We start from the raw sequence: 23805 nt of genomic DNA, 5'->3' as shown, positions 1-23805 counted from the left end.
TGTCATTGTGAATAAATGGGGATATACTAAAAAAGAAAAAAAGTAATGCAAAAACTTGTACGCTTAAGGAGGAATCACATGAAATTAATGTTTTTAGGCGCCGCCCATGAAGTAACCGGCAGTTGCCATTATATCGAAGCCTGCGGCAAAAGCATTCTTTTGGATTGCGGTATGGAGCAGGGACGAGATACTTATGAAAATCAAGAAATTCCCGTGCCCGCCTCTGCAATTGATTACGTTTTTCTTTCCCATGCTCATATTGACCATTCGGGGCTTTTGCCCCTTCTCTACAAAAACGGGTTTCGCGGTGAAATTCATGCAACGGAGGCAACCACAGACCTTTGCCGTATTATGCTATTAGATAGCGCCCATATTCAGGAATTTGAGGCCCAATGGCGAAACCGAAAGGCAAAAAGGGCAGGAACTGCACCCTTTGAACCCCTCTACACCACAGAGGAAGCCTCTGCCGTTGCCTCTTTGTTTCATGCCTGGGATTATGAAATAGATGTTCCTGTAACCGAAGGAATTACAATCCGTTTTACCGATGTGGGTCACCTTTTGGGTTCCTCAAGCATTGAAATTTGGCTTACAGAAGGGGAAATTACTAAAAAAATAGTCTTCTCAGGTGATATCGGTAATCTGAATCAGCCTATTATTCACGACCCTCGCTATACCACGGAAGCTGACTATGTCATTATGGAAAGCACTTATGGCGACCGACTGCATAATCCTCCACCTGACTATGTTTTGGAATTGGCAAGGCATATTCAAGAAACCTTTGACCGTGGCGGAAACTTAGTGATTCCCGCATTTGCCGTTGGTCGAACCCAAGAAATGCTTTATTTTATTCGAGAAATTAAAGAGAGGGGTCTGATTAAAAACCATGAGAATTTTAAGGTCTATGTAGACAGTCCCCTTGCCATAGAAGCAACGAAAATTTTCACAGAGAACAGAATGGACTGTTATGATACCAAGGCCATGGAGCTGGTGAAAAGCGGAATCAACCCTCTGGAATTTAACGGACTGGTTACCGCAGTAACCCCTGAAGATTCTCAGGCGATTAACTTCGATAAAGCCCCCAAGGTAATCATTTCCGCTTCGGGTATGTGTGAAGCCGGACGCATTCGTCATCATTTAAAGCATAACTTATGGCGAAAAGAAAGCACCATCCTGTTCGTAGGCTATCAAGCCATGGGAACCCTAGGCAGAATCATCGTAGAAGGTGCAACGGAGGTTCGCCTGTTCGGCGAAACCATTACGGTGAATGCCCATATTGAACAGTTGGCTGGGGTCAGTGGTCATGCTGACAAAAAGGGCTTGCTCAACTGGATTAACCATTTTGAGCCCAAACCCGAAAGAGTATTTGTTGTTCACGGAGATGACCTTGTTGCGGACGAATTTGCCCGCTGTTTAAAAGAAGACTATCAACTTCAGTCCGCTGCACCCTATAGTGGCGCCTGCTACGACTTGGCAACGGGAATACTACTGTCAGAGGGTGTTAAAATCCCTGTAAAACCAAAGGAATATCCTCAGCAGAAAGGGGTATCCTCCGGTGGAAAACGTGCAATGTATTTGGCAAATCGGCTTGACTTGGCAAACCAACGCCTAACCCGCATTATCAATCAAAACAAAGGCGGCGCAAATAAAGATATGGAACAACTGTTAAAGCAACTGGAAGATTTTGCAGATAAGCTGGAGCAGTAACCCTGCTATCCCATAATTTAAGGCATCCTTAATTCAAATAAGGGTGCCTTTCCTCTTAGGAAAAACCAGCTTTTTATAAGGAAAGCACTTGGAAAACAGAGTTTTTACCCCGGAAGGCTTTACTCATCCCAGCAAGCTGGAATATTTAAAAACCTTTTATCCATAAGGTATGCCTCATTTCTCCTCCGCCACCTTGCTGAAGCCTTGGGTGAGAGGCCCATGTCAAAGGGGAATCCCCTTTTTGAACACCAAAAAAGGCCATCCTTGCAAATAGTAGGAAGATGCCCTTTCTTTGGTTGTGATTATTTGATATTACGACTCGTCTTTCTTCAGGTATTTCAACATACACTTAATAGCCAAAACTGCCAGTGTAACCCCCAGCCCTAAGCGAAAAACAGCTAAAACAACCATATACACCGAAAAAATTACGCTCGACGCTGCAAAAGAGTTTATGGCCTCCATCGCTGAACCTCCTTATCCCATGCTAGACATCCTTATTTTTCCAGTATAACATCTTTAAGTAACCGAGGCAAATATTGCTTACTAAAACCAAATTATGTTTAAATCAAATTCCCTTAACGCGGTTAATTGATTTTAAGTACCCAAAACTTTATGAATCCATCTCAACATATTTTAAAATGAAATCATAGCTTCTTGCAGTTCCAAGTGCCCGTTTGTTTTAGCAAGAAAAACCATATATTCAATTTCACTTTCCTATTGACTTTAATATTATTAATGTTATAATAAATTAAATTAAAGTTATAGTGAAAGGAGACATACATTTGGAACTTGATAAAATTCCCCAATGGGTACTTGCCTTAAGTCAGGAGGACGCAGCCTTTCTTAAGAATTTTGTGCTAAAATCCGGATCTCTAAAAGAAATTGCAAAGCTGTATGAGGTTTCTTACCCGACAGTCCGATTGAGGCTAGACAAACTTATTCAAAAAATAGAAATGAGCGATCAACAGGAGGAAGAACCCTTTCAAACTTTTATTAAGGGATTGGCCGTTGATTCTCGAATTGATTTAGAAACTGCAAAAATAATTATCGAAAAATATAAAAAAGAAAAGGAGAAATGAAAATGTTTTTTACGAATGGTTTTTTTATTGCGGGTGTCCTGATGTTTGCGGAATATCTTCTCTGTACGAAATTAAAAAGCCCATTGTGGGGCGGTATCCTTCCAATACTCATATTCATCGGCTCAACTTATGTTTTTGCAAGCGGTATAATACCTCTTGAACCAAGGAATCTTCTCCCTTTTTTGATTCTAAATATTTTATTTTTTGGGGATTGGGCTACTGGAAGAGATAAATATAAAAAAATACAACAAGCAGAGTTAGAAAAAATGAGAGCAAAAGACATCAATTAGATTTGCCATCGTTCTATTTTTATTCAAAACCCCTTATTTGTGTTGTTTTATCTTTAGGAAGTTTTCAAAGTATTCCCATAAGAAGAAACTGGAAAAAATTCCTCCAACAAAAGGACAATTACAGCTATCCATAGTTTTGGGGATTAACCAAGATACTATGACTTTTTGTAAGCAACCTGATATTGGAGGAATATAAAATAAATTCAGATTCTAATTTCCTGCAACTACTATTCCTTTGATCAAAACCGAAGGGGAACCCTTTCCACCTGCTGAAAAATATAAATCCTCTCCCACTGCCAGAATATCTTTTAAAAGAGTATAAAAATTTCCTGCTACAGTAATCTGCTCCACGGGCCTTATGATATTTCCTTTTTCAACCAGAAACCCTTCTGCTGAAAGAGAAAAATCTCCTGAAACCCCATTTGTTCCCGCATGAAGTCCCATAAAATCAGTGATAAAAAGGCCATTTTCCATTTGCAAGAAAAGTTGCTCCAACGTCTTTTCTCCCTTTTGGATATAAAAATTGGTGCACGCCGTTTTCACAGGAGCTGTCAAACCCGCCTTAAAGCCGTTACCGGTGGAGGCAACACCATCTTTTTTTGCTGATTTGCGATTATAAAGCAACGTTTTCAAGTATCCTTTTTCTATCAGGGCTTTATTTTTTCCTGCAACGCCTTCACTGTCAAAAGGCACAGAGGCATATCCGCCCTCTAACAAAGCATCATCCCGTAAGGTAACACAAGAAGATGCAATCTGCTCACCCACTCTATCCTTAAGTAAGGAAAAGCCCTTTTGCACGTTTTCCCCAAAGAAAATACCGCTAAATGAGGAAAGAAGAGAGGTCATTGCTTTTCCGTCCAAAACCACCTGATAGGTGCCGCTGTTAACGGAGCTGGCTCCTAAAAGCTCAGCCCCCCGCTTTGCCGCCCTTCTGCCTGTTTCCTCAGGGTTAAACTCTGCCCAATCGGTGCCCTTCCAAAAGGCAGAGCCTTTCTTGGTTTCATCTTTCGCCCTAGCAATGGCACTGACGTAGCTGGAGGCAAAGTTTTTCGTATAGGAAATATCCAATCCAAGGCTGTTAACAATAGAAACTTCTCTTTTTCCAATACCCAATACACAATAATCAAGGGAAGCAATAGATTCAGCACCGTTTAACGCCGCTTCCTCCATGCGTTTTGCAAGCTGTATCCGTTTTTCCACGCAAACCCGCTCCAATTCTGGGTAGTATCCGCTAAATTCAAGATAAGCCTCTCCTGCAAATAAATCCTCATGCTCATCTTCACTCATAAGCATAGCGTTTTCTCTGGCTGAGTCTATCAAAAAAGGAATACAGTCTTCCTCTAAGCGTTCCGAAAAAGCATAGCCTGTACGTCCACAGTAGGTTCCACGAAACGCGATTCCTGCTTCACTACTGTTCTCGTAGTTTGAGACTTCTCCCTCCATCAATAGCACTTCAAAGCTTTCTCCGCCTAAATAAAATACCTCACAATCGGTAAAGCCGCATTTGAGGGCTTCTACGATCATTTGTTTTTGCAAAGCCTGTCTATCCAACACCCTTACCCCCTTCCGCCAACAGTCATCTCTTTTACCCGTATCATAGGCTGTCCTACATCCGTGGGGATAGAGCCGCTGATACTGCCGCACATCCCTTGGGCACGGGCAAGATTATTCCCTACCATGTCAATCTTCATCAAAACCTCCATGCCCTTGCCGATTAAGGTTGCTCCCCTTACAGGCTCGGCAATTTTACCATCACGAATCAGGTAGCCCTCCAAAACGGCAAAATTAAAAGCGCCAGTGGCCGGATCCACGCTGCCACCACCCATTTGCTTTGCATACAGGCCATATTCCGTATTGGCGATGATTTCAGCGGTGGTGCTTTTGCCATTGTCAATAAACGTATTGGTCATACGGCTGGTAGGAGCATAGCGATAGCTTTCCCGCCTTGAAGAACCTGTCGGCTTAGCACCCATACGCCTACCATTTAATTTATCCACCAAATAAGAACGTAGAATTCCATTTTCAATCAAAACATTTCGTTGCGTGGGCGTCCCTTCGTCATCCATAGCGGCTGATCCCCAGCCGTTGGGAATGGTACCATCATCAATGGCAGTCACAACAGAGGAAGCAATTTGCTGTCCCATCTTACCGGCAAAAACAGAAGCATTTCTTGCCACTGCCGTGGCCTCCAAGCTATGTCCACAGGCCTCATGAAAAATAACACCGCCAAAACCATTATCAATTACCACCGGCATTCTTCCTGCAGGGCAAGGCTTTGCACCTAGCATGGTTACGGCAATTCTCGCTGCCTCTCTTGCCTTCTCTTCCACGTCAATCATATCATAAAGCTCAAACCCTACAGAACCACCAGGCCCCAAATGTCCACTTTGTTTCTCTGTTGCTGAGGATGCAATGGCTTCTACAGTAAAACGACTACGCACCCGCTGTTCTTCTGCCCAAAGTCCGTCTGTATTTGCAATAAACACATCCTTTACAATATCCAAACAGCCTGTCCTTGTTTGATGAATCAAAGGGCTATAGTTTTTTGCCGCTTCCGCCGCCAAATAAAGTTTCTCTGCTTTCCTATTTTTCTCCACAGTATCAGGCATAATCTGAATGGGGTTTCTGCAAGCCAAATCCATTCTCTGCCACCCCTGTAATGGGTAAACCCGATCTCCCCTTGCCGCAGCAGCCGCTTCTCTGGCAATGCGAATCAAATTTTTTTCCGAGGTATCATTCGTAAATCCGTAAATCGCTTTATTTTGGAAAAACAACCGTATTCCGGCGCCATAATCCAGACCGCTTTGCACAGACTCCACCTTACCGTTTACCACGCTTATGGAATTTCGTTTGGTCTGCTCCATATATATTTCTGCAAAATCGGCCCCTGAACCCAATGCCGCCGACAGCGTATTTTCCACCACATTTTTATTTAGCATAAGCCACCTTCCTTTCTCTCTTTTTCCTCTGTTTCTTCTAAGTATAGACTTACTGCTTCCAAATAATGCAATAAACCATTGCCTGTTTTCTGAATGCGGTATTTTTCTGCAAATGCCTCAACAGGAATGGATTTTCGTCCACCTTTTTCTGCCTCCTCCCAAAACTTTTTCAAAATTTCAAAAGGCAGTAAAAAGTATGCCTCTAATGCAGTAAAATTCACCAGAAGAAAAGCCAATCCCCGTTGGGCACGAAAATCCGCCATAAATTCTATCTGGTGCTGATGTATATTTTGCAATGGTAAATGCTTATGAGACGTTTCCTTTGCATCAAAACAAACAGGTACCCCTTGGGCAACCCCAATATAATCAACCGTACTTTGCTTTTCAAAATAAGCTAAAGTAATGGTCTTATTTTCTTGATTGATTTTTACCGGCGTAATGGGCGTAGGCACCTTTTGAAAAAGTGCCAGCCCTCTTTGCCGATACTTTTCGTTGGTAAAATTAATGTTTTCTTCTAATGAACTTCCCCTGAGTCCCCTTGAATTCCAGTGCGACATTTCTCCTCCTAAATATGTATATCTTTCTCTAAAAGCAGTTTTAACCCTACCCTTTCGTTCTTTCATTATAACATATCTTTGGCAAAAAGAAAAAGTCAAAACCCCTCGCAAAAACCCTTCATATTTGGCAAATTCAAACTTTTGTTTATGGGTTATTTGTTTCTATTAATTCAAATAAATTCAAACAGAGTCCTCGGGCATATTTTAAATATTACTCCACCAAGTCTCCTGCTGTAACAAAGGTAATCCCCTCTTTTTCCAATTCAGGAATTAACTCTTCAATGGCTCGCTCAGTTACATCCCCACCCTCAGGACCTACATGGCCAATTGCCAAGGCTTTTCCCTCTTTTAAGGCAATATCCGCCGCCTTACGCAGGTTTTTCTTTACCGTTTCCACATCATTAGTACCATCTAAAAAAACACTTCTTTTAAAGAATGGAACCCCTTTTTCCGCTGCCAAGTCTTTTGCCACACTATTGCAGGTGGTTACACTATCAATAAAAAATCCGTTTTTCTCCTTAACAATATCCAAAACATCTCCCAACCTTTTGGAATCTTCTGTAATTGCAGAACCCATATGGTTATTCATACCAACCGCTTCTGGTAAAATAGCGTAGGCCTCTTCCACTACAGCTTTAATTTCATCGTCGTTCATGTCCAAAAAAACACCCTTATTTCCAACCCATTCTCGTTTCCCCATTGTAGATTCCATGGGCATATGTATAATCACTTCTTTGCCTGCCGCAACTGCTTTTTTTGCATTTTCTGCCGAATATTCCGAAAAAGGCATCACTGCCGCTGTGAAGGGAATGGGCAAGGCAAGCATTTTATCCGTACCGTTTCCGTTGTATCCAAAATCATCAATCACAATGGCAAGCTTCCCACTTGGCGTCATATTGGCCGCCCTGACTGCCTGTCTTTCTGCAGTCATTCTTCCGCCCATAAAACAAAAGGCAAATAATAATAAATAACATAACCCGCTTTTCCAGCTTTTTTTCATTTTCCTCAGCCTTTCTATGCCGTTTGTTATTTATAAATACACAGGAAATTTGTCCAATATGCCCCATTTTGACAAACGGAAGCAGGGAAAAGCCCTCCATGGGCCTCCTTTTACGCTTCACCCGTTATAATGCCCACCTTTTTTTGATAGTTCAAAGGTTCTCTTCCAACTATGAAACTCATAAAAAACCAATGCCATCGCCAGTAAAAATGCCATGGTATCCGCAATAGGTGCAGCGTTTAGTGCACCATCCATGCCATATTCTCGTGAAAGCAGCAAAGCCATGGGAATCAAAAACAGCACTTGTCTTGCTAATGCCACCAAAAGGGCTTTCATAGGCTTGCCTATAGCTTGAAAGAAGGATGCTGTAATCTGGGGTGGACCATATAAGAAAAAGGCAAGCATATAAGCACGAAAACAATGCTTTGAAAATTCCAGAAATAGCGGTTCATCTTGCACAAAAATTTGAGCAATGTACGCACCCCCCCATCGAAAAATCCCAAACCAAACAAAAGAAATAACAAGAGAAGCAAAAAAACCAATTCGATAAGTTTTATGCACACGGTCAAACTGCTTTGCACCAAAATTAAACCCATGAATAGGCTGTGTCCCTGCCGAAAGCCCTACAAACATTGCATGGGCAATCTGATAGAGCTTTGTCATAACACCATAGGCAGACAGAGCAATTTCACTGCCATAAACACTAAGCGCACCATATTTGCGCATTAAATTATACATCACAATCTGGGTTGCAGCTGTGGCAGTCTGCATACAGAAGCTGGGAAAACCCAGTTTAAAAATATCTAAGGCATATTTTCTATCTAATGCCATTTTTTCTTTGCGAAAGGAGATATGTTCCATTCTAGGAATATACGCCAGGGCAAGGCTTCCCGAAACAAATTGACCAATAATGGTTGCCAAAGCCGCCCCCTTAACCCCCATTTGAAAGCCCAAAATAAAAATGGGGTCTAAAACCAAATTAATTGCGGCCCCTAGCATCATGGTGCGCATCATGTAGCGTGGATTCCCGTCAGCTCGAATCACAGCAGTAAGAGCCATAGTTAGTACGGAAAATGGCACACCCCATAAAAGAATTTTCGTATAATCCGCTGATATATCCAGAACGGTCATAGAGGCACCAAAAAACAACAGCAATGGTTTTAGAAAAATCGTACCCATAACAAAAACTCCAACTCCCGCTAATAAAAGCAAGAGCAGACCGTTGGCAAAATATTTTTCCACTTTTTCTTCTTCCTTGCGTCCTAAAGCCAGGCTGATATTTGCGGCACATCCATCACCAATCATCAAAGCCAATGCGGCAGTCAGAATAAACAAAGGAAACGCAACGTTTGTTGCCGCAACTCCATCAATCCCCACAGCATGCCCAATAAAAATTTGATCCACAATATTATATAGGCTGTTAACAATTAAAGTCAGTGCAGTAGGGACGGAGAATTGAACCAAAAGCTTCCCGATTCTTTCCGTACCCAGTTTGTTTTCCTGTGCCATACAAACGCCCCCTTAAATACAGCTTACTAAGCTTGAAATCAAATTCACTAGGATCTTATTCCTTGCAAATGATTTTTAAAAATTCCCTCTGAGTTGAATTTTCTGCAATTTTTATAAAAAAATAAAGCATCCTGCCCAATTGGGGTAGAATGCTTTTTTCATGAATTTTTCGCAGAAAAAGGCAGCCCACCACCGTGAGTGTTCCATAACCTTCTTCTCTCATCCAGACTGACTGTCGGCTTCGCATTGCAACGAATCCTGCCTTGGCCTTCACCTTAGCTCGCGGGCTTTTACCGCCGGTATGGTATCTCCCATTTCCGAAGAATTGTTTTATTTCATAGTATACGATACATCCTAAAAAATAATGGCATTTCCTTCTGTCAGTTAATCATTTTATATAAGAGTCTATTCTCTTCCTTCTATATTGATGGTATCATAGGAAAATTAGCAAGTCAACGAAATCATCCCTTTATCTCAGCGCCACAGAACATGCAAAAACGTTGCCCTGTTTTTACACCACCGCCGCAATTGGGGCAAAATTGGGGCCATTCCGTTGTTTTTTCAGAATTTTCATCTGTAACAGCTTCTGTTTCGTCCTGAGTTGTCTTCTCCGAAGATTGTTCTGCCTTTTCATCCTGCAATGCTTTGGCTTTTGCCCGCTCATCTAAAATTGCTTCCCGTTCCTTTCTCACTTTATCAATATCCACCATCAACTGACGAATTCGATCTTGACTGGTAACAACTTTATCACATATCAGCATTGCCTCCTGGTCTAACTTCTCCCCAACAGCAAATTTTGCCCAATAATGCTCTCCTAATTCCCTTTGATAGCACTGTATGTTTCCCTTCTCAATGGAAATTTCACCATTTAAACGATTAATCTCTAGGCTGTCTCCTGCTTTTTCTGTCAAGTTTCTGGCAGCCTCACCCAGTTTATCCAATAAGTCCATAATTCTGGCTCCTTCCCCAATATTCAACACAGTATATCTTTATTTTTATTATAGGTATTATGTGTGAAAAATCAATTCTCCCTGCATCTTTTTTCGGATTTTTTCACATAATGAGCTTAGGAGGTGAAAGCATGAAAATTTTTCAGGATATATCAACCCTTAAGCCTGAACTGGCTAATGAAATTGCCCATAACGACTCAGATATGAAACGCTTTTATACCCTTACCACCGAAGAGCGTCAAGATATTCTTGGTCGTATCAACGAGCACAACTCTCTTCATGAGCTTGAAAAAGCAAATGGTGAAAGAAAATAATGCTTTTTAAGGAATAGAATCTATTTCCTTATTGCCTTCCTTGGGGTGCCGATTATGTCGGCACCTTTTCAAAGAAAAGATACGTACTCTATATAGTATACTCAAACACTGCTTTTTTTCTAATCTTCCCCTTCTCTGGGCAAAGAAATGTATTTAAAATACGAAAAAATATCATAATTTTCCATTTTCTTTAGCCTTTCATATTTTATTTCTTTCAAAAACATTAATATATCTTTACAGAAAATTTACATATCAACAAAAAAATACACACGGCTCAGTTGCTTTATAAAAAAAAACTGTTTTCTTTCATGACTTTTTTCCAAAGGTTCATACATTTCATGTCCCTTTTTCGCTTATTTTCCTACCACCACTATGCATCATAACAAAATATTATACAATTCGGCTTTATCCTATTTACATCATCAGAGTCCCACCGTATAATTAAAATACCTTTTTAAGCATCGAGTTTTCAGTAATAAGAGGGAGCCATTAATCATGGAATTGTTAAAACGCAGAATTATCAACGACGGAACAGAAATAGGCACGGAGATCGTTAAGGTGGATTCTTTTTTGAATCACCAGTTGGATATTGGCTTATTTATGGCATTGGGCAAAGAAATTTATCGCCGCTTCGGGAATATGGGAATCAACAAAATTCTCACCATTGAAGCCTCCGGTATTGGCATTGCCGCCATAGCAGCCATTTATTTCGATCTAGTGCCTGTTGTTTTTGCAAAAAAAGCACAACCCAGCACAATGAATGAGGACTTCTACGGTGCTCCCGTAAAATCCTTTACAAAGGGCACTGTTTCCATTGCCAAGGTTTCTAAGCAATACTTGAGCAAGGATGACAAGGTTCTTATCATTGATGATTTTCTTGCCCATGGCGAAGCGGCGGCAGGTCTCGCAAACCTTGTTGAGCAAGCAGGTGGAACTGTATGCGGCATCGCAGCCATTGTGGAGAAGGAATTTCAAGGTGGGAGTAAAAAGCTAAGGGATTTGGGTTATTACGTTGACTCCTTGGCTGTCATTACAAACATTGAGGACGGAAAAATCTATTTTAAAGATTAATACGTCCTTCTTTATGTGATTCAAAAATAAAGCTTTTCTATTTTCTGGTTATTTCGCCTTCATAAAAAGGGGAGGGCGTTTAACATACCTGTCACTATTTTAAAATGATGTTAAAAGAAAAGGAGAGGAACCATGAAAAAGTTAACAAAATTTTTGGCGTTGACGTTGGCAGTAGCAATGTCCATGACAGCTTTGGTTGGCTGTGGCGGTAATACCAAACCCGCAGAGAACGCAGAGGCTCCAGCAGCAGAGGCAACAAAGGTAGGCTTTATCTACATCGGCTCCCAAAATGACGGCGGCTATTCCCAAGCACAGCATAACGGTACAAAGGCTGTTCAGGAATATTTTGGCGATAAGGTAGAAACCATTATTGCTGAAAACGTATCCGAGGAGAAGCAAACTGTTAAAACCACAGCAATGAATATGATTGACCAAGGTGCTACCATTATTATTGGTACAAGCTTCGGCTTCATGGATGCATTGGATGAATTGGCTACAGAATATCCTGATGTAACCTTCTTGCATTTCTCCGGCAACAAAATGAACGACAAAAACTTTGGCAACTACTTTGGTGCCATGGAAGAACCCAGATACCTGACCGGTATGATTGCAGGTATGATGACAAAAACAAATAAGCTGGGCTATGTTGCAGCTTTCCCTTATACAGAAGTACACATTGGTATTGATGCCTTCGCATTGGGCGCACAGAGTGTAAACCCCAACGCAGAGGTTAAGGTTGTTTACACCAATAGCTGGGGCGATCCCGCTGGCGAAAAAGCAGCCGCTGAATCCTTGTTGGCTCAGGATTGCGATATTATCACACAGCATGCTGACTCCGCAGGCCCTCAGCTTGCAGCAGAAGCAGCTGGCAAGCTTGCAATCGGCTACAACTTGGATAACTCCGAAATCGTTCCCGGTGCTTTCTTAACAGCTCCCGTTTGGCACCACGATAAATATCTGGTACCTACCATTGAAAAAATCATTGCTGGCACTTATGTTCCCGAATCTTACTATGGCACAATGAAAGACGGCTATGTTGGCCTTGCACCTATGACAGATTTGGTACCCCCTGAAGTTCAGGCTAAGGTAAACGAAGTTGCAGCGAAAATGGAAGCTGGCGAATACCCAGTATTCGTTGGACCTATCTATGATACAAAGGGAAATGTACTGGTTAAAGAAGGCGAAACTCTTGACAGAGCTGGCATCTGGACAGTAATGCAGAGCTTAGTAAAAGGCGTTTCCGCTGTAAACTAAGAATCAGTGCTTCCTTAAGAAAATACTAGGAGAAAAAAATATGGAACCCGTAAAAGCAATCGAAATGAAAGGCATTTCCAAGGCTTTTGGGTCCGTTAAGGCGAACGAAAACGTGAATCTCACTGTATATAACGGTGAGATTCATGCGCTATTAGGAGAAAACGGTGCCGGAAAAAGTACTCTTATGAGTATGCTTTCCGGTATCTATACTCCCGATAGCGGCTCCATTTCTATTCTGGGCAAAGAAGTGGATTTTTCCTCCCCCAAGGACTCCATCGCTTTGGGCATTGGTATGATTCATCAGCACTTTAAGCTGGTGGAGGTTATGACGGCAAAGGAAAATATGGTCATGGGAAGCAAGGGCATCGCCTTGCGTGGCAAGCAACTCACCAAAGAGATGCAAACCATTTGCGACCAATATGGACTGGATATCAAGCCGGATAAAAAGGTTTACGAAATGTCTGTAGGTGAAAAACAGACGCTGGAAATCATAAAGGTGTTGTACCGTGGTGCAAAAATCCTCATCTTGGACGAGCCAACCGCAGTTCTAACCCCTCAGGAGATCAAGCGTCTTTTTGCCATTTTAAGAAACATGAAGGAACAAGGCTGTGCCGTGGTTATCATTACCCATAAGCTGAACGAAGTTATGGAAATTTCCGACCGCATCACTGTTTTACGTCGTGGTCAGTCTATCGAAACCGTAGAAACCAAGGATGTGGAAGTAAATCGTCTGATTGAAATGATGGTTGGTAAAAAGGTAGATTTGGAGCTGGAAAAACCTCATTGTACCCAAGAGAATCCATTGCTTAAGGTAGATGGTCTTTATGTTTCCACCAAAGAAAATAAGCACGCTTTAGAAGATATTAATTTCGACCTGTTTGCAGGTGAAATTTTAGGCATTGCCGGTGTAGCCGGTAGTGGTCAAAAGGAAATTTGTGAGACTATCGCAGGGCTTCTTCCTGCGGAAAAGGGACGTATTTTCTTCGAAAACGCCAACATTCTGGGGAAAAGTCCCAGAGATATTATCCGCTTAGGCATCCGCATGGGCTTTATTCCCGAGGATCGTTTGGGCATGGGCTTGGTAGGCTCTATGGATATGGTGCATAACATGATTTTAAGAGATTATCCCAATCAGCCCGGCTTTTTTCTGCATCGAAAAGAAAGCACGAAAAAAGCAGAACGATTGGTAGAACAACTGGAAATTTTGACTCCAGGCGTACACCACCCGATTAAAAAACTTTCCGGCGGAAATATCCAAAAGGTTCTTTTGGGTAGAGAAATCGACTCCAATCCAAAGGTTTTAATTACCGCTTATCCTGCCAGAGGGTTGGATATTGGTGCATCTTATAAAATTTATGATTTATTAAATGAGCAAAAGAAAAAGGGTGTCGGCGTGCTGTTCATCGGCGAAGACTTAGACGTTTTGATGGCCCTTTGTGATAGAATTATGGTATTTTGTGGTGGTAAAATGACAGGTATCGTTAACCCCGAAGAAATTACGAAAGAAGACATCGGCCTTTTAATGGCAGGCGGCGCATTGGAAAAGGAGGTAAAATCATGATTCCCTTGAAAATCACAAAACGAGATGATTTGCCCCGTAATAAAGCCATATTGATTCGCACCCTGTCGGTGGCACTTTCCATTGTATTTGCAGGCTTTATTATTGCCCTTTTGGGCTATAACCCCATTACAATCTTCACCTCTATGGTCAAAGGTGCCTTGGGTACCCCCATCCGTATTCAGCAAACTACCCTTAAGGCAATTCCTTTGGTGATAACCTCCCTAGGTATTTTGGTTGCCTTTAAAATGAAGTTTTGGAATATCGGTGGCGAGGGTCAGATTATGATAGGTGCTTTTGCGGCTTCTGCCGTTGCACTGAATTTTGACCTTCCAAGACCATTGATGCTTTTATCCATGGGTGTTGCGGCAATGGTAATGGGCGGCTTTTGGGCTTTCATTCCTGCATTCTTTAAGGCTAAAATGGGTACCAATGAAACCATTTTCACTTTAATGTTGAACTATTTGGCAATCAAATTTGTCACCTACTTGCAATATGGCCCTTGGAAGGATCCCGCTTCTCAAGGCTTTCCCAAAATTGCAACCTTCTCTAATGATGCCATCCTTCCATCCGTTGGCGGAGTGCATATGGGATGGATCATTGCCTTAATCTTGGTGGTTCTGGTTTATATCTTTTTGAACCACACTAAGAAAGGCTATGAAATTTCTGTCGTTGGAGAAAGCATTGAAACTGCCCGCTATGCCGGCATGAATATCTCCTCCGTTATCATTATCTCTATGCTGCTTTCCGGTGGTCTTTGCGGTTTAACAGGTATGATTCAGGCCTCAGCGGTAGAGAAAACTCTATCAGCTTCCCTTTCCGCCAACTACGGCTTTACAGCAATCATTACCACTTGGCTGGCAGGCTTAAATGCCATTGCCACACTGTTTGTTTGTATCGCCTTTGCCATATTGGTGCAGGGAGGAAATTATATTCAAATTTCCATGCAAGTTCCTGCCTCTGTTGCAGATATGATTCAGGCAATTATTCTGTTCTTCGTATTAGGCAGTGAATTTTTCCTGCAATACAAGGTGCAGTTCCATAAATATATAAAAGTAAAAAAGGAGGCGAAATAAGATGTTAGTTGGTTTTCTTTCCGCTGCAATCATAGCGGGTACCCCTCTTCTTTTCGCCACCTTAGGCGAAATTTTTTCCGAAAAGGCAGGCCATCTGAACCTTGGTGTAGAAGGTATGATGTATATGGGTGCTATCGTAGGATTTATTGTTGGCTTGAATACCCATAATCCTATCCTGGCTATGATGGGTGCAGTTTTATCAGGAGGAGTCGGTGCTTTGCTCTACGCCTTTTTAACCGTTTCCCTTCGGGTGAATCAAACGGTTTGCGGCTTGACACTGACCATTTTCGGCGAAGGCTTTGCCAGCTTCCTAGGACAAAGAGTAATGGGCTCCATCGTTCCCGGGGATATCAAAAGCTTTTTTGCCCCAAGACCAATTCCTGGTTTGTCCTCTATTCCTTATATTGGAGAAATTTTGTTCAAACAAGATATTTTTGTTTACTTTGGTTACATTACCATTATCATCGCAACCTACTATCTATTTCGCACTAAAAAAGGCCTTAACCTTCGAGCAGTGGGAGAAAGTGCGGCAGCTGCGGATGCCTCAGGCATTAATGTAACCCTGTATAAATACGTTCACATCCTTTTAGGCGGCGCGTTGTGCGGCTTAGGAGGTGCTTATATGTCTTTGGTGACGGTTCCCGTTTGGCAGGAGCATATTATTTCTGGACGTGGTTGGATTGCCGTTGCATTGGTAATCTTTGCTTCTTGGAATCCAATTAAGGCAATGTTTGGCGCATTCTTATTTGGCGGTTTGTCCATTTTGGGCTTCCGTTTACAGAGTATGGGAATACAGATTTCCCAATACCTGATTGACATGCTTCCTTATGCGGCAACCATTATCATTGTAATTATCAGTACAAGAAAAAACAAAAAAGAAGATTTACCTCCTGCTGATTTAACCAATCCTTATTTCAGAGAGGAACGTTAATCATCAAAAAAATACGCCTGCTTACCTTGATGCTCCATCCTGGAAAGCAGGTTTTTTTACACCCTCCGTCCCATAATGAACGTCTGTTTCGTCCACCTTACACAAAAGGACTTCTTATTTTCATATCATTCCACCCTTCCTTTTAAACACTGCACAATACAAATAATCTTGCACAAAAAAACCTCTACAATTCTACTTAAAATCCCTGTTTTTACTGTTGAGAAAGGGAATCTGCTTTGTTATGATAAGCGGGTGCGACTTTCTAAGATAATTTTAATAATACAGTTTTTTTGTGATTCGAGAGGGGATATTTTCATGCTGGGCAGTTTTGGGGACAGCTTAAAACAAGAGTTCAAAGGATATAACGCATCCAAATTAACACAGGATTTGATGGCGGGTCTTACCGTTGCGGCAGTTGCCTTGCCGTTGGCTCTGGCCTTCGGTGTCAGCAGTGGTGCTGACGCTGCGGCTGGCTTAATAACAGCTATTATTGCAGGACTGGTTATGAGCGGCTTATCCGGGGGATATTATCAAATTTCAGGGCCTACAGGTGCCATGGCTGCAATCCTTATGTCTTTGGTGGCTACTTATGGGCTAAATGGGGTATACATTGCAACGCTCATTGCAGGTATTTTATTGCTACTTTCCGGTCTTCTTCGCCTGGGTAAGTTAACGGCTTTTATCCCCGCCCCTGTTATTACAGGCTTCACCTCGGGTATTGCTGTTATTATTGCCTTAGGACAAATCGACAATTTTTTTGGCACCCATTCTCAGGGTACTTCAGCAATTTCCAAGCTGTTCAGCTATGCCTATTTAGGCTTTTCACCAAATTTAACCGCCGTATTATTGGGCGCCTTTGTAGTGCTGTTTATGGTTTTCTTTCCAAAAAAATGGAGTGCAGTTATTCCTGCATCTCTTTTGAGCATTATACTTACCACTGCAGTCTCTTTGTTCCTAGAACTAGATGTTGCCGTTGTTGGAGAAATTCCTAAAACCCTAATTCCTGAAAGCCGCTTAACCTTATCGGCTTTAAACATAAAAACCTTAGGCGAATTAGTAACCCCTGCCTTTAGTATTGCAATTTTAGGTATGATAGAAAGCCTTTTATGCGGTGCCAGTGCTGGCAGAATGACAGGGGTGCGCTTAAACAGTAATCAAGAGCTGATTGCCCAAGGTGTGGGAAATATTCTTTTGCCATTTTTCGGTGGAATCCCTGCTACAGCAGCTATAGCTCGTACCAGCGTTGCTGTGAAATCAGGGGCGCAAACCCGCTTAGTTGGTGTTTTTCATGCCGTGGGGCTTTTGATTTCCATGTTCCTTCTGGCACCTGTTATGTCCCAAATTCCCCTTGCCGCCTTAGCCGGAGTGTTAATGGTTACGGCTTGGCGTATGAATGAATGGGAATCGATACACTATATCTTCTCTCACAAATTCAAAGGGGCAATGCTGGAGTTTGTGGCAACCATGGCGGCAACTATTGTGTTCGACCTAACCATTGCAATTTTAATTGGTGTAGTCATTGGCTTGGTATTCCTTGTAACGCGACTTTCTTTTATAGAAATTAATTACGAAGATGTTGATATGAGCCGCATGAACGTTACAGACCCCGTTCTATGTGAACGCTATAGCAACGCAAAAGTAGTTTATATTACAGGCCCTATGATTTTTGCCAATACACAGGCTATCTCAGATATTGCAGAAAAGGTAAAGGGAGCAGATACCGTACTGTTCTCCATGCGTGGTGTCTCCAATATTGATATATCCTGCGCCCAAGTATTGCGAGAGCTGATTGAGAGCTTACGCAATCAGGGAGTTGATGTTGCCCTTTGCGGCCTCCCTACCCACACCATGAAGATGATGCAGAGAACGGATTTAAAAGAAGTCATCGGAGAGGAAAATTTCTATTGGAGCGTGGAGCGAGTTCTTCTGACAAACCGTGCAAAAGGAAAAATGGCCGCTTAAGATACGCACCTGTTAAGCAAGCTAAAAACCATAAACCTATATCCAAACCATTAATAGCAAAAAGCCTGTTGATTAGATAAGCAACAGGCTTTTTACTTTATTACTTATCAAATTTAAATTGACATTTAAGATAGTAAATTATTACTAAGGGAAAATAAATTTTTTGCAACTATTTTAGGTTTCTTGACACTCTTCAAGGAGATTAGCCTTTCATAATAATCACACTACCTAGTCTATTTAAATAACAATCCTTTCCGATCTCGTTGCAAAGTCTTTGCAAAAATATTAATGCACAGCTCCTCCAATGCCGCAATGGTAGCAAGTCCACATAGTAAGGATGCAGGCATGGTTATCCCCCAATACCCATACATCAGTGGGAAACAAAACAACGCTCCTCCTGTTGCCTTATTCAGATAAGTATGTAAAAATGCCAACCCACGATACCGAAAAATTCCTATCCCAAAGGTAATCCCCTTGATGATAAAAATTGCACCAACCCAAAACAGTACCCACTGGGGCAAAGCTATTTTAGGAAGCAAAGTAAATAGTGCGATGAAAACAAAAACGCAATCGGCAATACTATCCATCGTTGCCCCAAAGCGAGAGGTCAAGTCTAGCCTTCGTGCCAAAAAACCATCTAGGATGTCACTTAATCCACAAAAAAGATAAAGAAGAAAAAATGAACCTGATAACGGTTCTGTTATTAGCAGCAAAAATGAAGCAAAAATTCTTGAAGCCGTGATACTGTTTGGTAAAAACCTCATTTTTCCACCTCGTCACAATTAGAATAGCTTTAGCCTAGCATAAATTTTCTATTATCACAAGAAGATATGAGTTTCTAAAATAGCTATAGACAGCTATTAGAGAACTCTTTCATCTTGAGTACAATCACTGCATGGGATAGCCAATACCTTCAAAGCTCTGTACAAAGGTTTTTTTATTGTAATCTCCAAAATGTGCTCAGCGCATACAAACACTACGTTCTCCTCTGGGTATTTGGTTTTCTGCTTGATAATTTACGTTTCATTCAGTGGTTACAAAAAAATCGTAAGTACCCCAAAAAAGGAAGTACTTACGAAATGAATGCTTATTGATTCTGAGGGATCTTCGGAATCCCTGCAAAGCCTTGCTCCAAGTCCTTATCAGAGGGAATATAGTCGTTCATAATGCCGTCATTGAATTTTTCATAAGCTAACATATCAAAATATCCTGTGCCGGTTAAACCAAAGAGTATGGTTTTTTCCTCGCCGGTTTCTTTACAATGCAACGCCTCATCCATTGCCACACGAATTGCATGGGCACTCTCCGGTGCAGGCAAGATGCCCTCCACTCTGGCAAATAGCTCTGCCGCTTCAAACACCGCCGTTTGCTCCACAGAACGAGCTTCCATGAGGCCTTGATGGAATAATTCCGACACAACAGGGCTCATTCCATGATAACGCAAGCCCCCTGCATGGTTTGCAGAAGGGATAAACCCACTGCCTAAGGTGTACATCTTTGCTAAGGGTGTTACCATACCTGTATCACAGAAATCATATACATATTTTCCTCTTGTTAAACTGGGGCACGATGCAGGCTCTACAGCGATAAAACGATAATCCCGCTCTCCTCTAAGCATTTCACCCATGAAAGGAGAAATCAATCCCCCTAGGTTAGACCCACCCCCTGCACAGCCAATGATAATATCCGCAACAACACCATATTTATCCATAGCAGCCTTTGCCTCAAGCCCAATCACAGACTGATGCAATAAAACCTGATTTAATACACTTCCCAAAACATAGCGATAGCCTTCCCTTGTCACTGCAGACTCAACTGCCTCAGAAATGGCACAACCTAAACTGCCTGTGGTATCCGGATGCTCTGCCAAAATCTTTTTGCCTACTTCCGTAGTCATGGAAGGTGAAGGTGTTACCTTTGCACCATATGTGCGCATTACCTCTCTGCGAAAAGGCTTTTGCTCATAAGATACCTTAACCATATATACATCACAGTCCAAACCAAAATATGCACAAGCCATAGATAAAGCTGTCCCCCACTGTCCTGCACCGGTTTCTGTTGTCACACCAGTAAGCCCCTGCTTTTTTGCATAATATGCCTGGGCAATGGCTGAGTTTAGCTTATGACTGCCGCTGGTATTATTTCCTTCAAATTTATAATAAATCTTCGCCGGTGTTTGCAGCTTTTCCTCCAAGCGATAGGCACGCACCAAGGGAGACGGACGATACATTTTATAATACTCTTGAATCTCCTCAGGGATATCAATATAAGCATTGGTGTTATCCAATTCCTGCTCTACCAGCTCTCTACAGAAAACAGGTGCCAGTTCTTCTGCTGTCATAGGTCCTAAGGTTGCAGGGTTTAAAAGAGGTGCAGGTTTTTTCTCCATATCCGCCCGCACGTTATACCATTGCTTTGGCATCTCCTGCTCATCCAGATAAATTTTGTAAGGAATCTCATTTTTTTTCATGCTGTTTTCTCCTCTCATTTTGGTGATGGTTTTTATAGTTGGGAGAAGTTGTTTTTCTGCAATAAAAAAGCCCTGTCCCAACAAATTTCTTTGCAGGGACAAGAGCAAACATTCACTCCTGCGGTGCCACCCGGCTTGGTACAAAAAAAGTACCCACTCAATGACATACAAACATATGCCCTCGTTGATAACGGAGTATCTGCTCCGGCTTGCATACTTAAGGTTCTGCGCGCCCTCAGGAGTCCATTCCTTTCAAAAATCCACGCTGCCTTTCCACCCACGGCAACTCTCTGTTGTTTCTTTTTGAAAGTACTCTTCTCCCTCATCGGTTTGTTGGATTCATATTACGACGAAAATGTATCTTTGTCAATACAAAGAAGGTTTTTCTACGGTTTTCCCCCGTCAGACATTCAAATTCCAATTTTTCTGGTCATTTTTCACTATCAATTTATACAAAAAAGGACTTTGTTCTTAGAATAACCCCTCAGAAATTTCTTGCCCATAAACTTGCTCTACCCCATGGCAAAGGGCAGACTGCAAATGTTGCTATCTGCCCTTCTTCATTGGAAGATCCTCGTTCCTCATGATGATCTTATTTTACAATTTAAGCTTCCTTTTGTATTTAGCTATCATTGATACGCAGGGGGAAAAATATGTTTTAGTATTTTTCAAATCCAGTTCGATACTCACTGTCAGAATCTTCTGCGTATTCCATTGTCATCCCATCCATATTTTCAAAGGAAGCCTGCCATGTATTTTGTGCATCTGCTAACTTAAATTTACCCACTTCACTTTGCAAGGTTTGCGCCTGAGCCGCCAATTCCTCGCTGGAGGCAGAGCTTTCTTCCGCCGTTGCGGCGTTTGTCTGTACAACTGCAGACACCTGGGTTAATCCTTGATTAATCTGAGCAATGGCAGTTGCCTGCTCCGTGGAAGCCGTTTCAATTTCTTGTATAGAGCTTGCAACCATTGCTGATTGATTGGAGACCTCAACAATACATTTTAATGTCTCATCTGCAAGCTTTTCACCCTCTGATACCTTTGCTGTTGATTTTTCAATCAGCTCGGCTGTCTGTTTTGCTGCTTCCGCAGATTTTGCCGCAAGATTTCGTACTTCATCTGCCACTACAGCAAAACCCCTACCCGCATTTCCAGCTCGTGCAGCTTCCACTGCGGCGTTTAATGCAAGGATGTTTGTCTGGAATGCAATGTCTTCCACCAGCTTTGTGATTTTAGAAATTTCTTGGGAGGAATCTCCGATTTCCATCATTGCTGAGCTTAGACGTTGCATGTACTCATTGCTATCAGATAATCCCCTCACAGATTGTTCCACATATTCTGTGGCCTTTTGAACGCTGACTGCATTTCGTTCTGCCTGATGGGCAACGCTGGTTACGGATGCCGATAACTGCTCTACTGTTGCCGCCTGCTCTGTTGTACCCGAAGATAAGGCTTGTGCCCCGGCAGATACCTGCTCTGCCCCTATATTAACCTGATCCGCAGTTTCATGAATAAGCATCATTGTTCGATTTAAGCTTCCCACAATATTCTCCATAGACTGCTTAATTGCTCCAAATTCACCGGGATATTGACTTTGAGCCTGTGCCGTTAATCTCCCATCCTCAATTTCTTTTAAGAAATGTGAAATATCGCTGATAATATCCCTGAAGGCTCTTACCATTTCATTGATTTTCATTGCGATAAGGCCTGTTTCATCCTCACGATGCACGGAAAGGTCAATGTTTAGATTGCCTTCCGACATTTTTTCAATTGCAGTAACCACCTCTTGAATGGGCTTGGTTATCTGTGTTGCAATTCGAATAGTAGCCAAAATAGAAATCAAAAGTGCAAAAATTCCTAATCCTACTGTACAGATCGCCGATGTCTTTACACCGGACATAAATTCCGATTCTAGAGCGGTTACATTGACAGACCACCCATTTGTGCCATCAATGGGTGTATAGGAACCAAACTTCTTATCTCCCTTCCAAACATAGAAACCGAAGCCGCTTTTGCCTTCTGTCATTTCTGTCTCCAATGCCGCAACCTCTTTATAAAGCTTGGGGTCTTTTTTCACTTCATCCAGATTATTTTGCTTCTTCTGAACCAAAGAAAAGTCTTTATGGGCCATTTTTACCCCTTGATTATTTAAAATATAAGTACTGCCTGTTTCTCCAATTTGCACACCTGCAATGATCTCTTCAAAAACCGAATATGGAATTTTCAGCATGACTACCGAATTTTTGTAGGAGTGCCCAAATTCAAAGTAGACTTCTTCTCCCTCAACAATTGCATCAGATAAAAAGCTTTGTCCTCCCATGGCTTTTTGAAAAACTGCATCTTGGGCATAGTTATTTTTACCATTATAAGAAATACCGCTGGCATCGGTAATATCCATATCTTGCAGATTATATTTTGATGAAATCGTCTGTAAGTAGGATGATAAATTTAGAGCACTTGAATTCTCTTTGTATAAAATTGCCGATTCTGATACAATCACATACTGGTCAAGCTGTTCTGTAATTTTATTTGCGATTAACTCTGAAGTTTCCCGCATTGTTTTCTGTAAAGATTCCTCCGTTGATTTCTTGGTAAAATAAACAGAACTCACAGACAAAGCTGTAATAAGTAATACAAGGGCAACTGATACAAATGTAACCAGCTGCGCCTTTATTCCTCTCTGTCCAACTGTCTTTTTCCTCATTCGATACATCCACCCTTGCTTTTTTAATTTCTCCATTCCCTTTCCCTCCGTCATCTTAAGTGATATAATGCTTTGTATATATAGACACCCCTTAAAGTGCTATTTTAATGAAAAAGAGCTAAACCATGGTTTAACTGCTTTTTGACAAGTTGTCCCCAAACGGAAACAAAATTGTACCGAAACACCAAAATAAAATAAATCAATCTGTCGAAAATTGTAGAATTTATATAATATATTATACCTTTATTGTAATAATTTGTCAATTGTTTGTGCAATTTACTTATATTGAACTATTAGACCTATATCGTAAAAAGAATGAAAAATCGTTTTTGCACGACCTCTTATTAAATCATTACATTGGTATACATGGTCTTTAACCAATACACAGGAAACAGGAAAAGGACAAAAAAAGCCCCACAGATTCAAGCAGAATCTGC

General features: G+C 41.6%; 20 protein-coding genes and 1 other annotated feature. Of the genes, 10 read left to right on the top strand and 10 right to left on the bottom strand.

The window, feature by feature from the left end:
• Positions 1-78: 78 nt before the first annotated feature.
• Positions 79-1704, top strand: coding sequence for an MBL fold metallo-hydrolase RNA specificity domain-containing protein (locus tag NE558_RS04585; protein WP_256148733.1), 1626 nt, complete (start codon positions 79-81; stop codon positions 1702-1704).
• 312 nt (positions 1705-2016) lie between these two features.
• Here NE558_RS04585 and NE558_RS04580 read toward each other — a convergent pair whose 3' ends face one another.
• Positions 2017-2166, bottom strand: a complete 150-nt coding sequence (locus tag NE558_RS04580) for a hypothetical protein (protein ID WP_256148732.1) — start codon at positions 2164-2166, stop codon at positions 2017-2019.
• Positions 2167-2486: 320 nt separating this feature from the next.
• On the opposite strand from NE558_RS04580, the gene NE558_RS04575 reads away from it, so the two are divergent.
• Both NE558_RS04575 and NE558_RS04570 read left to right on the top strand, forming a co-directional pair.
• A complete protein-coding gene (locus NE558_RS04575) occupies positions 2487-2783 on the top strand; it encodes a DUF2089 family protein (protein ID WP_256148731.1) in 297 nt (98 codons plus the stop codon).
• 2 nt (positions 2784-2785) lie between these two features.
• On the top strand, positions 2786-3073 hold the full coding sequence (locus tag NE558_RS04570; RefSeq protein WP_256148730.1) for a hypothetical protein: 288 nt from the start codon (positions 2786-2788) through the stop codon (positions 3071-3073).
• A gap of 210 nt (positions 3074-3283) precedes the next feature.
• Here the strand turns inward: NE558_RS04570 and NE558_RS04565 are convergent, their stop codons facing one another.
• From NE558_RS04565 to NE558_RS04540, 6 genes are all read right to left on the bottom strand, one after another.
• Entirely contained in the window at positions 3284-4627 is a 1344-nt protein-coding gene (locus NE558_RS04565; RefSeq protein WP_256148729.1) for a TldD/PmbA family protein, read from the bottom strand.
• Between the two features lie 2 nt (positions 4628-4629).
• On the bottom strand, positions 4630-6012 hold the full coding sequence (locus NE558_RS04560) for a TldD/PmbA family protein (RefSeq protein ID WP_256148728.1): 1383 nt from the start codon (positions 6010-6012) through the stop codon (positions 4630-4632).
• On the bottom strand, positions 6006-6569 hold the full coding sequence (locus tag NE558_RS04555) for a Holliday junction resolvase RecU (RefSeq protein ID WP_256148727.1): 564 nt from the start codon (positions 6567-6569) through the stop codon (positions 6006-6008). The genes NE558_RS04560 and NE558_RS04555 overlap by 7 nt, the downstream gene beginning before the upstream one ends.
• A 211-nt stretch (positions 6570-6780) precedes the next feature.
• Positions 6781-7569 (bottom strand): divergent polysaccharide deacetylase family protein, encoded by a 789-nt coding sequence (locus tag NE558_RS04550; protein WP_256148726.1) that lies wholly within the window; start codon positions 7567-7569, stop codon positions 6781-6783.
• Positions 7570-7686: 117 nt separating this feature from the next.
• Positions 7687-9078 carry an MATE family efflux transporter gene (locus tag NE558_RS04545; RefSeq protein ID WP_256148725.1) on the bottom strand — a complete coding sequence of 464 codons (1392 nt, stop codon included), beginning with the start codon at positions 9076-9078 and terminating at the stop codon, positions 7687-7689.
• A gap of 461 nt (positions 9079-9539) precedes the next feature.
• On the bottom strand, positions 9540-10028 hold the full coding sequence (locus NE558_RS04540; RefSeq protein WP_256148724.1) for a zinc ribbon domain-containing protein: 489 nt from the start codon (positions 10026-10028) through the stop codon (positions 9540-9542).
• Positions 10029-10159: 131 nt separating this feature from the next.
• Between NE558_RS04540 and NE558_RS04535 the strand changes: the two genes are divergently transcribed.
• The 7 genes from NE558_RS04535 (at position 10160) to NE558_RS04505 (ending at position 18194) form a co-directional block, all read left to right on the top strand.
• A complete protein-coding gene (locus tag NE558_RS04535) occupies positions 10160-10342 on the top strand; it encodes a hypothetical protein (protein WP_256148722.1) in 183 nt (60 codons plus the stop codon).
• Between the two features lie 495 nt (positions 10343-10837).
• The gene (locus NE558_RS04530; protein WP_066046940.1) at positions 10838-11413 is read left to right on the top strand and encodes a xanthine phosphoribosyltransferase; all 576 of its coding nucleotides are present in this window, start codon (positions 10838-10840) and stop codon (positions 11411-11413) included.
• 132 nt (positions 11414-11545) lie between these two features.
• On the top strand, positions 11546-12667 hold the full coding sequence (locus NE558_RS04525; protein ID WP_256148721.1) for a BMP family ABC transporter substrate-binding protein: 1122 nt from the start codon (positions 11546-11548) through the stop codon (positions 12665-12667).
• A gap of 40 nt (positions 12668-12707) precedes the next feature.
• A complete protein-coding gene (locus tag NE558_RS04520; protein WP_256148720.1) occupies positions 12708-14228 on the top strand; it encodes an ABC transporter ATP-binding protein in 1521 nt (506 codons plus the stop codon).
• Positions 14225-15301: an ABC transporter permease gene (locus NE558_RS04515; RefSeq protein ID WP_256148719.1), complete on the top strand. Its 1077-nt coding sequence runs from the start codon at positions 14225-14227 to the stop codon at positions 15299-15301. Before NE558_RS04520 ends, NE558_RS04515 begins: the two co-directional genes overlap by 4 nt.
• Before the next feature lies 1 nt (position 15302).
• Positions 15303-16232, top strand: a complete 930-nt coding sequence (locus NE558_RS04510) for an ABC transporter permease (RefSeq protein WP_256148718.1) — start codon at positions 15303-15305, stop codon at positions 16230-16232.
• 315 nt (positions 16233-16547) lie between these two features.
• Positions 16548-18194 carry a SulP family inorganic anion transporter gene (locus tag NE558_RS04505; protein WP_256148717.1) on the top strand — a complete coding sequence of 549 codons (1647 nt, stop codon included), beginning with the start codon at positions 16548-16550 and terminating at the stop codon, positions 18192-18194.
• A gap of 233 nt (positions 18195-18427) precedes the next feature.
• On the opposite strand, the gene NE558_RS04500 is transcribed toward NE558_RS04505, so the two are convergent.
• The 3 genes from NE558_RS04500 to NE558_RS04490 form a co-directional block, all read right to left on the bottom strand.
• Positions 18428-18958, bottom strand: a complete 531-nt coding sequence (locus NE558_RS04500; protein ID WP_256148716.1) for a CDP-alcohol phosphatidyltransferase family protein — start codon at positions 18956-18958, stop codon at positions 18428-18430.
• A gap of 323 nt (positions 18959-19281) precedes the next feature.
• On the bottom strand, positions 19282-20664 hold the full coding sequence (locus tag NE558_RS04495) for a TrpB-like pyridoxal phosphate-dependent enzyme (protein ID WP_256148715.1): 1383 nt from the start codon (positions 20662-20664) through the stop codon (positions 19282-19284).
• A gap of 91 nt (positions 20665-20755) precedes the next feature.
• Positions 20756-20999 (bottom strand) — a binding site (T-box leader).
• A gap of 323 nt (positions 21000-21322) precedes the next feature.
• The gene (locus NE558_RS04490; protein WP_256148714.1) at positions 21323-23404 is read right to left on the bottom strand and encodes a methyl-accepting chemotaxis protein; all 2082 of its coding nucleotides are present in this window, start codon (positions 23402-23404) and stop codon (positions 21323-21325) included.
• Positions 23405-23805 lie beyond the last annotated feature (401 nt).

This window comes from Anaerotignum propionicum (assembly GCF_024461735.1).
Taxonomy (GTDB): Bacteria; Bacillota; Clostridia; order Lachnospirales; family Anaerotignaceae; genus Chakrabartyella.
The sequence above is the reverse complement of the archived record's forward strand: the minus strand, read 5'-3'. Positions and strand labels throughout refer to the sequence as shown.

What these genes read in the sequence shown, in the direction of transcription:
- NE558_RS04585 (WP_256148733.1), top strand. Translation starts at nt 79, where the DNA reads ATGAAATTAATGTTTTTAGGCGCCGCCCATGAAGTAACCGGCAGTTGC.
- NE558_RS04580 (WP_256148732.1), bottom strand. Translation starts at nt 2,166, where the DNA reads ATGGAGGCCATAAACTCTTTTGCAGCGTCGAGCGTAATTTTTTCGGTG.
- NE558_RS04570 (WP_256148730.1), top strand. Translation starts at nt 2,786, where the DNA reads ATGTTTTTTACGAATGGTTTTTTTATTGCGGGTGTCCTGATGTTTGCG.
- NE558_RS04560 (WP_256148728.1), bottom strand. Translation starts at nt 6,012, where the DNA reads ATGCTAAATAAAAATGTGGTGGAAAATACGCTGTCGGCGGCATTGGGT.
- NE558_RS04555 (WP_256148727.1), bottom strand. Translation starts at nt 6,569, where the DNA reads ATGTCGCACTGGAATTCAAGGGGACTCAGGGGAAGTTCATTAGAAGAA.
- NE558_RS04550 (WP_256148726.1), bottom strand. Translation starts at nt 7,569, where the DNA reads ATGAAAAAAAGCTGGAAAAGCGGGTTATGTTATTTATTATTATTTGCC.
- NE558_RS04545 (WP_256148725.1), bottom strand. Translation starts at nt 9,078, where the DNA reads ATGGCACAGGAAAACAAACTGGGTACGGAAAGAATCGGGAAGCTTTTG.
- NE558_RS04540 (WP_256148724.1), bottom strand. Translation starts at nt 10,028, where the DNA reads ATGGACTTATTGGATAAACTGGGTGAGGCTGCCAGAAACTTGACAGAA.
- NE558_RS04535 (WP_256148722.1), top strand. Translation starts at nt 10,160, where the DNA reads ATGAAAATTTTTCAGGATATATCAACCCTTAAGCCTGAACTGGCTAAT.
- NE558_RS04530 (WP_066046940.1), top strand. Translation starts at nt 10,838, where the DNA reads ATGGAATTGTTAAAACGCAGAATTATCAACGACGGAACAGAAATAGGC.
- NE558_RS04525 (WP_256148721.1), top strand. Translation starts at nt 11,546, where the DNA reads ATGAAAAAGTTAACAAAATTTTTGGCGTTGACGTTGGCAGTAGCAATG.
- NE558_RS04520 (WP_256148720.1), top strand. Translation starts at nt 12,708, where the DNA reads ATGGAACCCGTAAAAGCAATCGAAATGAAAGGCATTTCCAAGGCTTTT.
- NE558_RS04515 (WP_256148719.1), top strand. Translation starts at nt 14,225, where the DNA reads ATGATTCCCTTGAAAATCACAAAACGAGATGATTTGCCCCGTAATAAA.
- NE558_RS04510 (WP_256148718.1), top strand. Translation starts at nt 15,303, where the DNA reads ATGTTAGTTGGTTTTCTTTCCGCTGCAATCATAGCGGGTACCCCTCTT.
- NE558_RS04505 (WP_256148717.1), top strand. Translation starts at nt 16,548, where the DNA reads ATGCTGGGCAGTTTTGGGGACAGCTTAAAACAAGAGTTCAAAGGATAT.
- NE558_RS04500 (WP_256148716.1), bottom strand. Translation starts at nt 18,958, where the DNA reads ATGAGGTTTTTACCAAACAGTATCACGGCTTCAAGAATTTTTGCTTCA.
- NE558_RS04495 (WP_256148715.1), bottom strand. Translation starts at nt 20,664, where the DNA reads ATGAAAAAAAATGAGATTCCTTACAAAATTTATCTGGATGAGCAGGAG.
- NE558_RS04490 (WP_256148714.1), bottom strand. Translation starts at nt 23,404, where the DNA reads ATGGAGAAATTAAAAAAGCAAGGGTGGATGTATCGAATGAGGAAAAAG.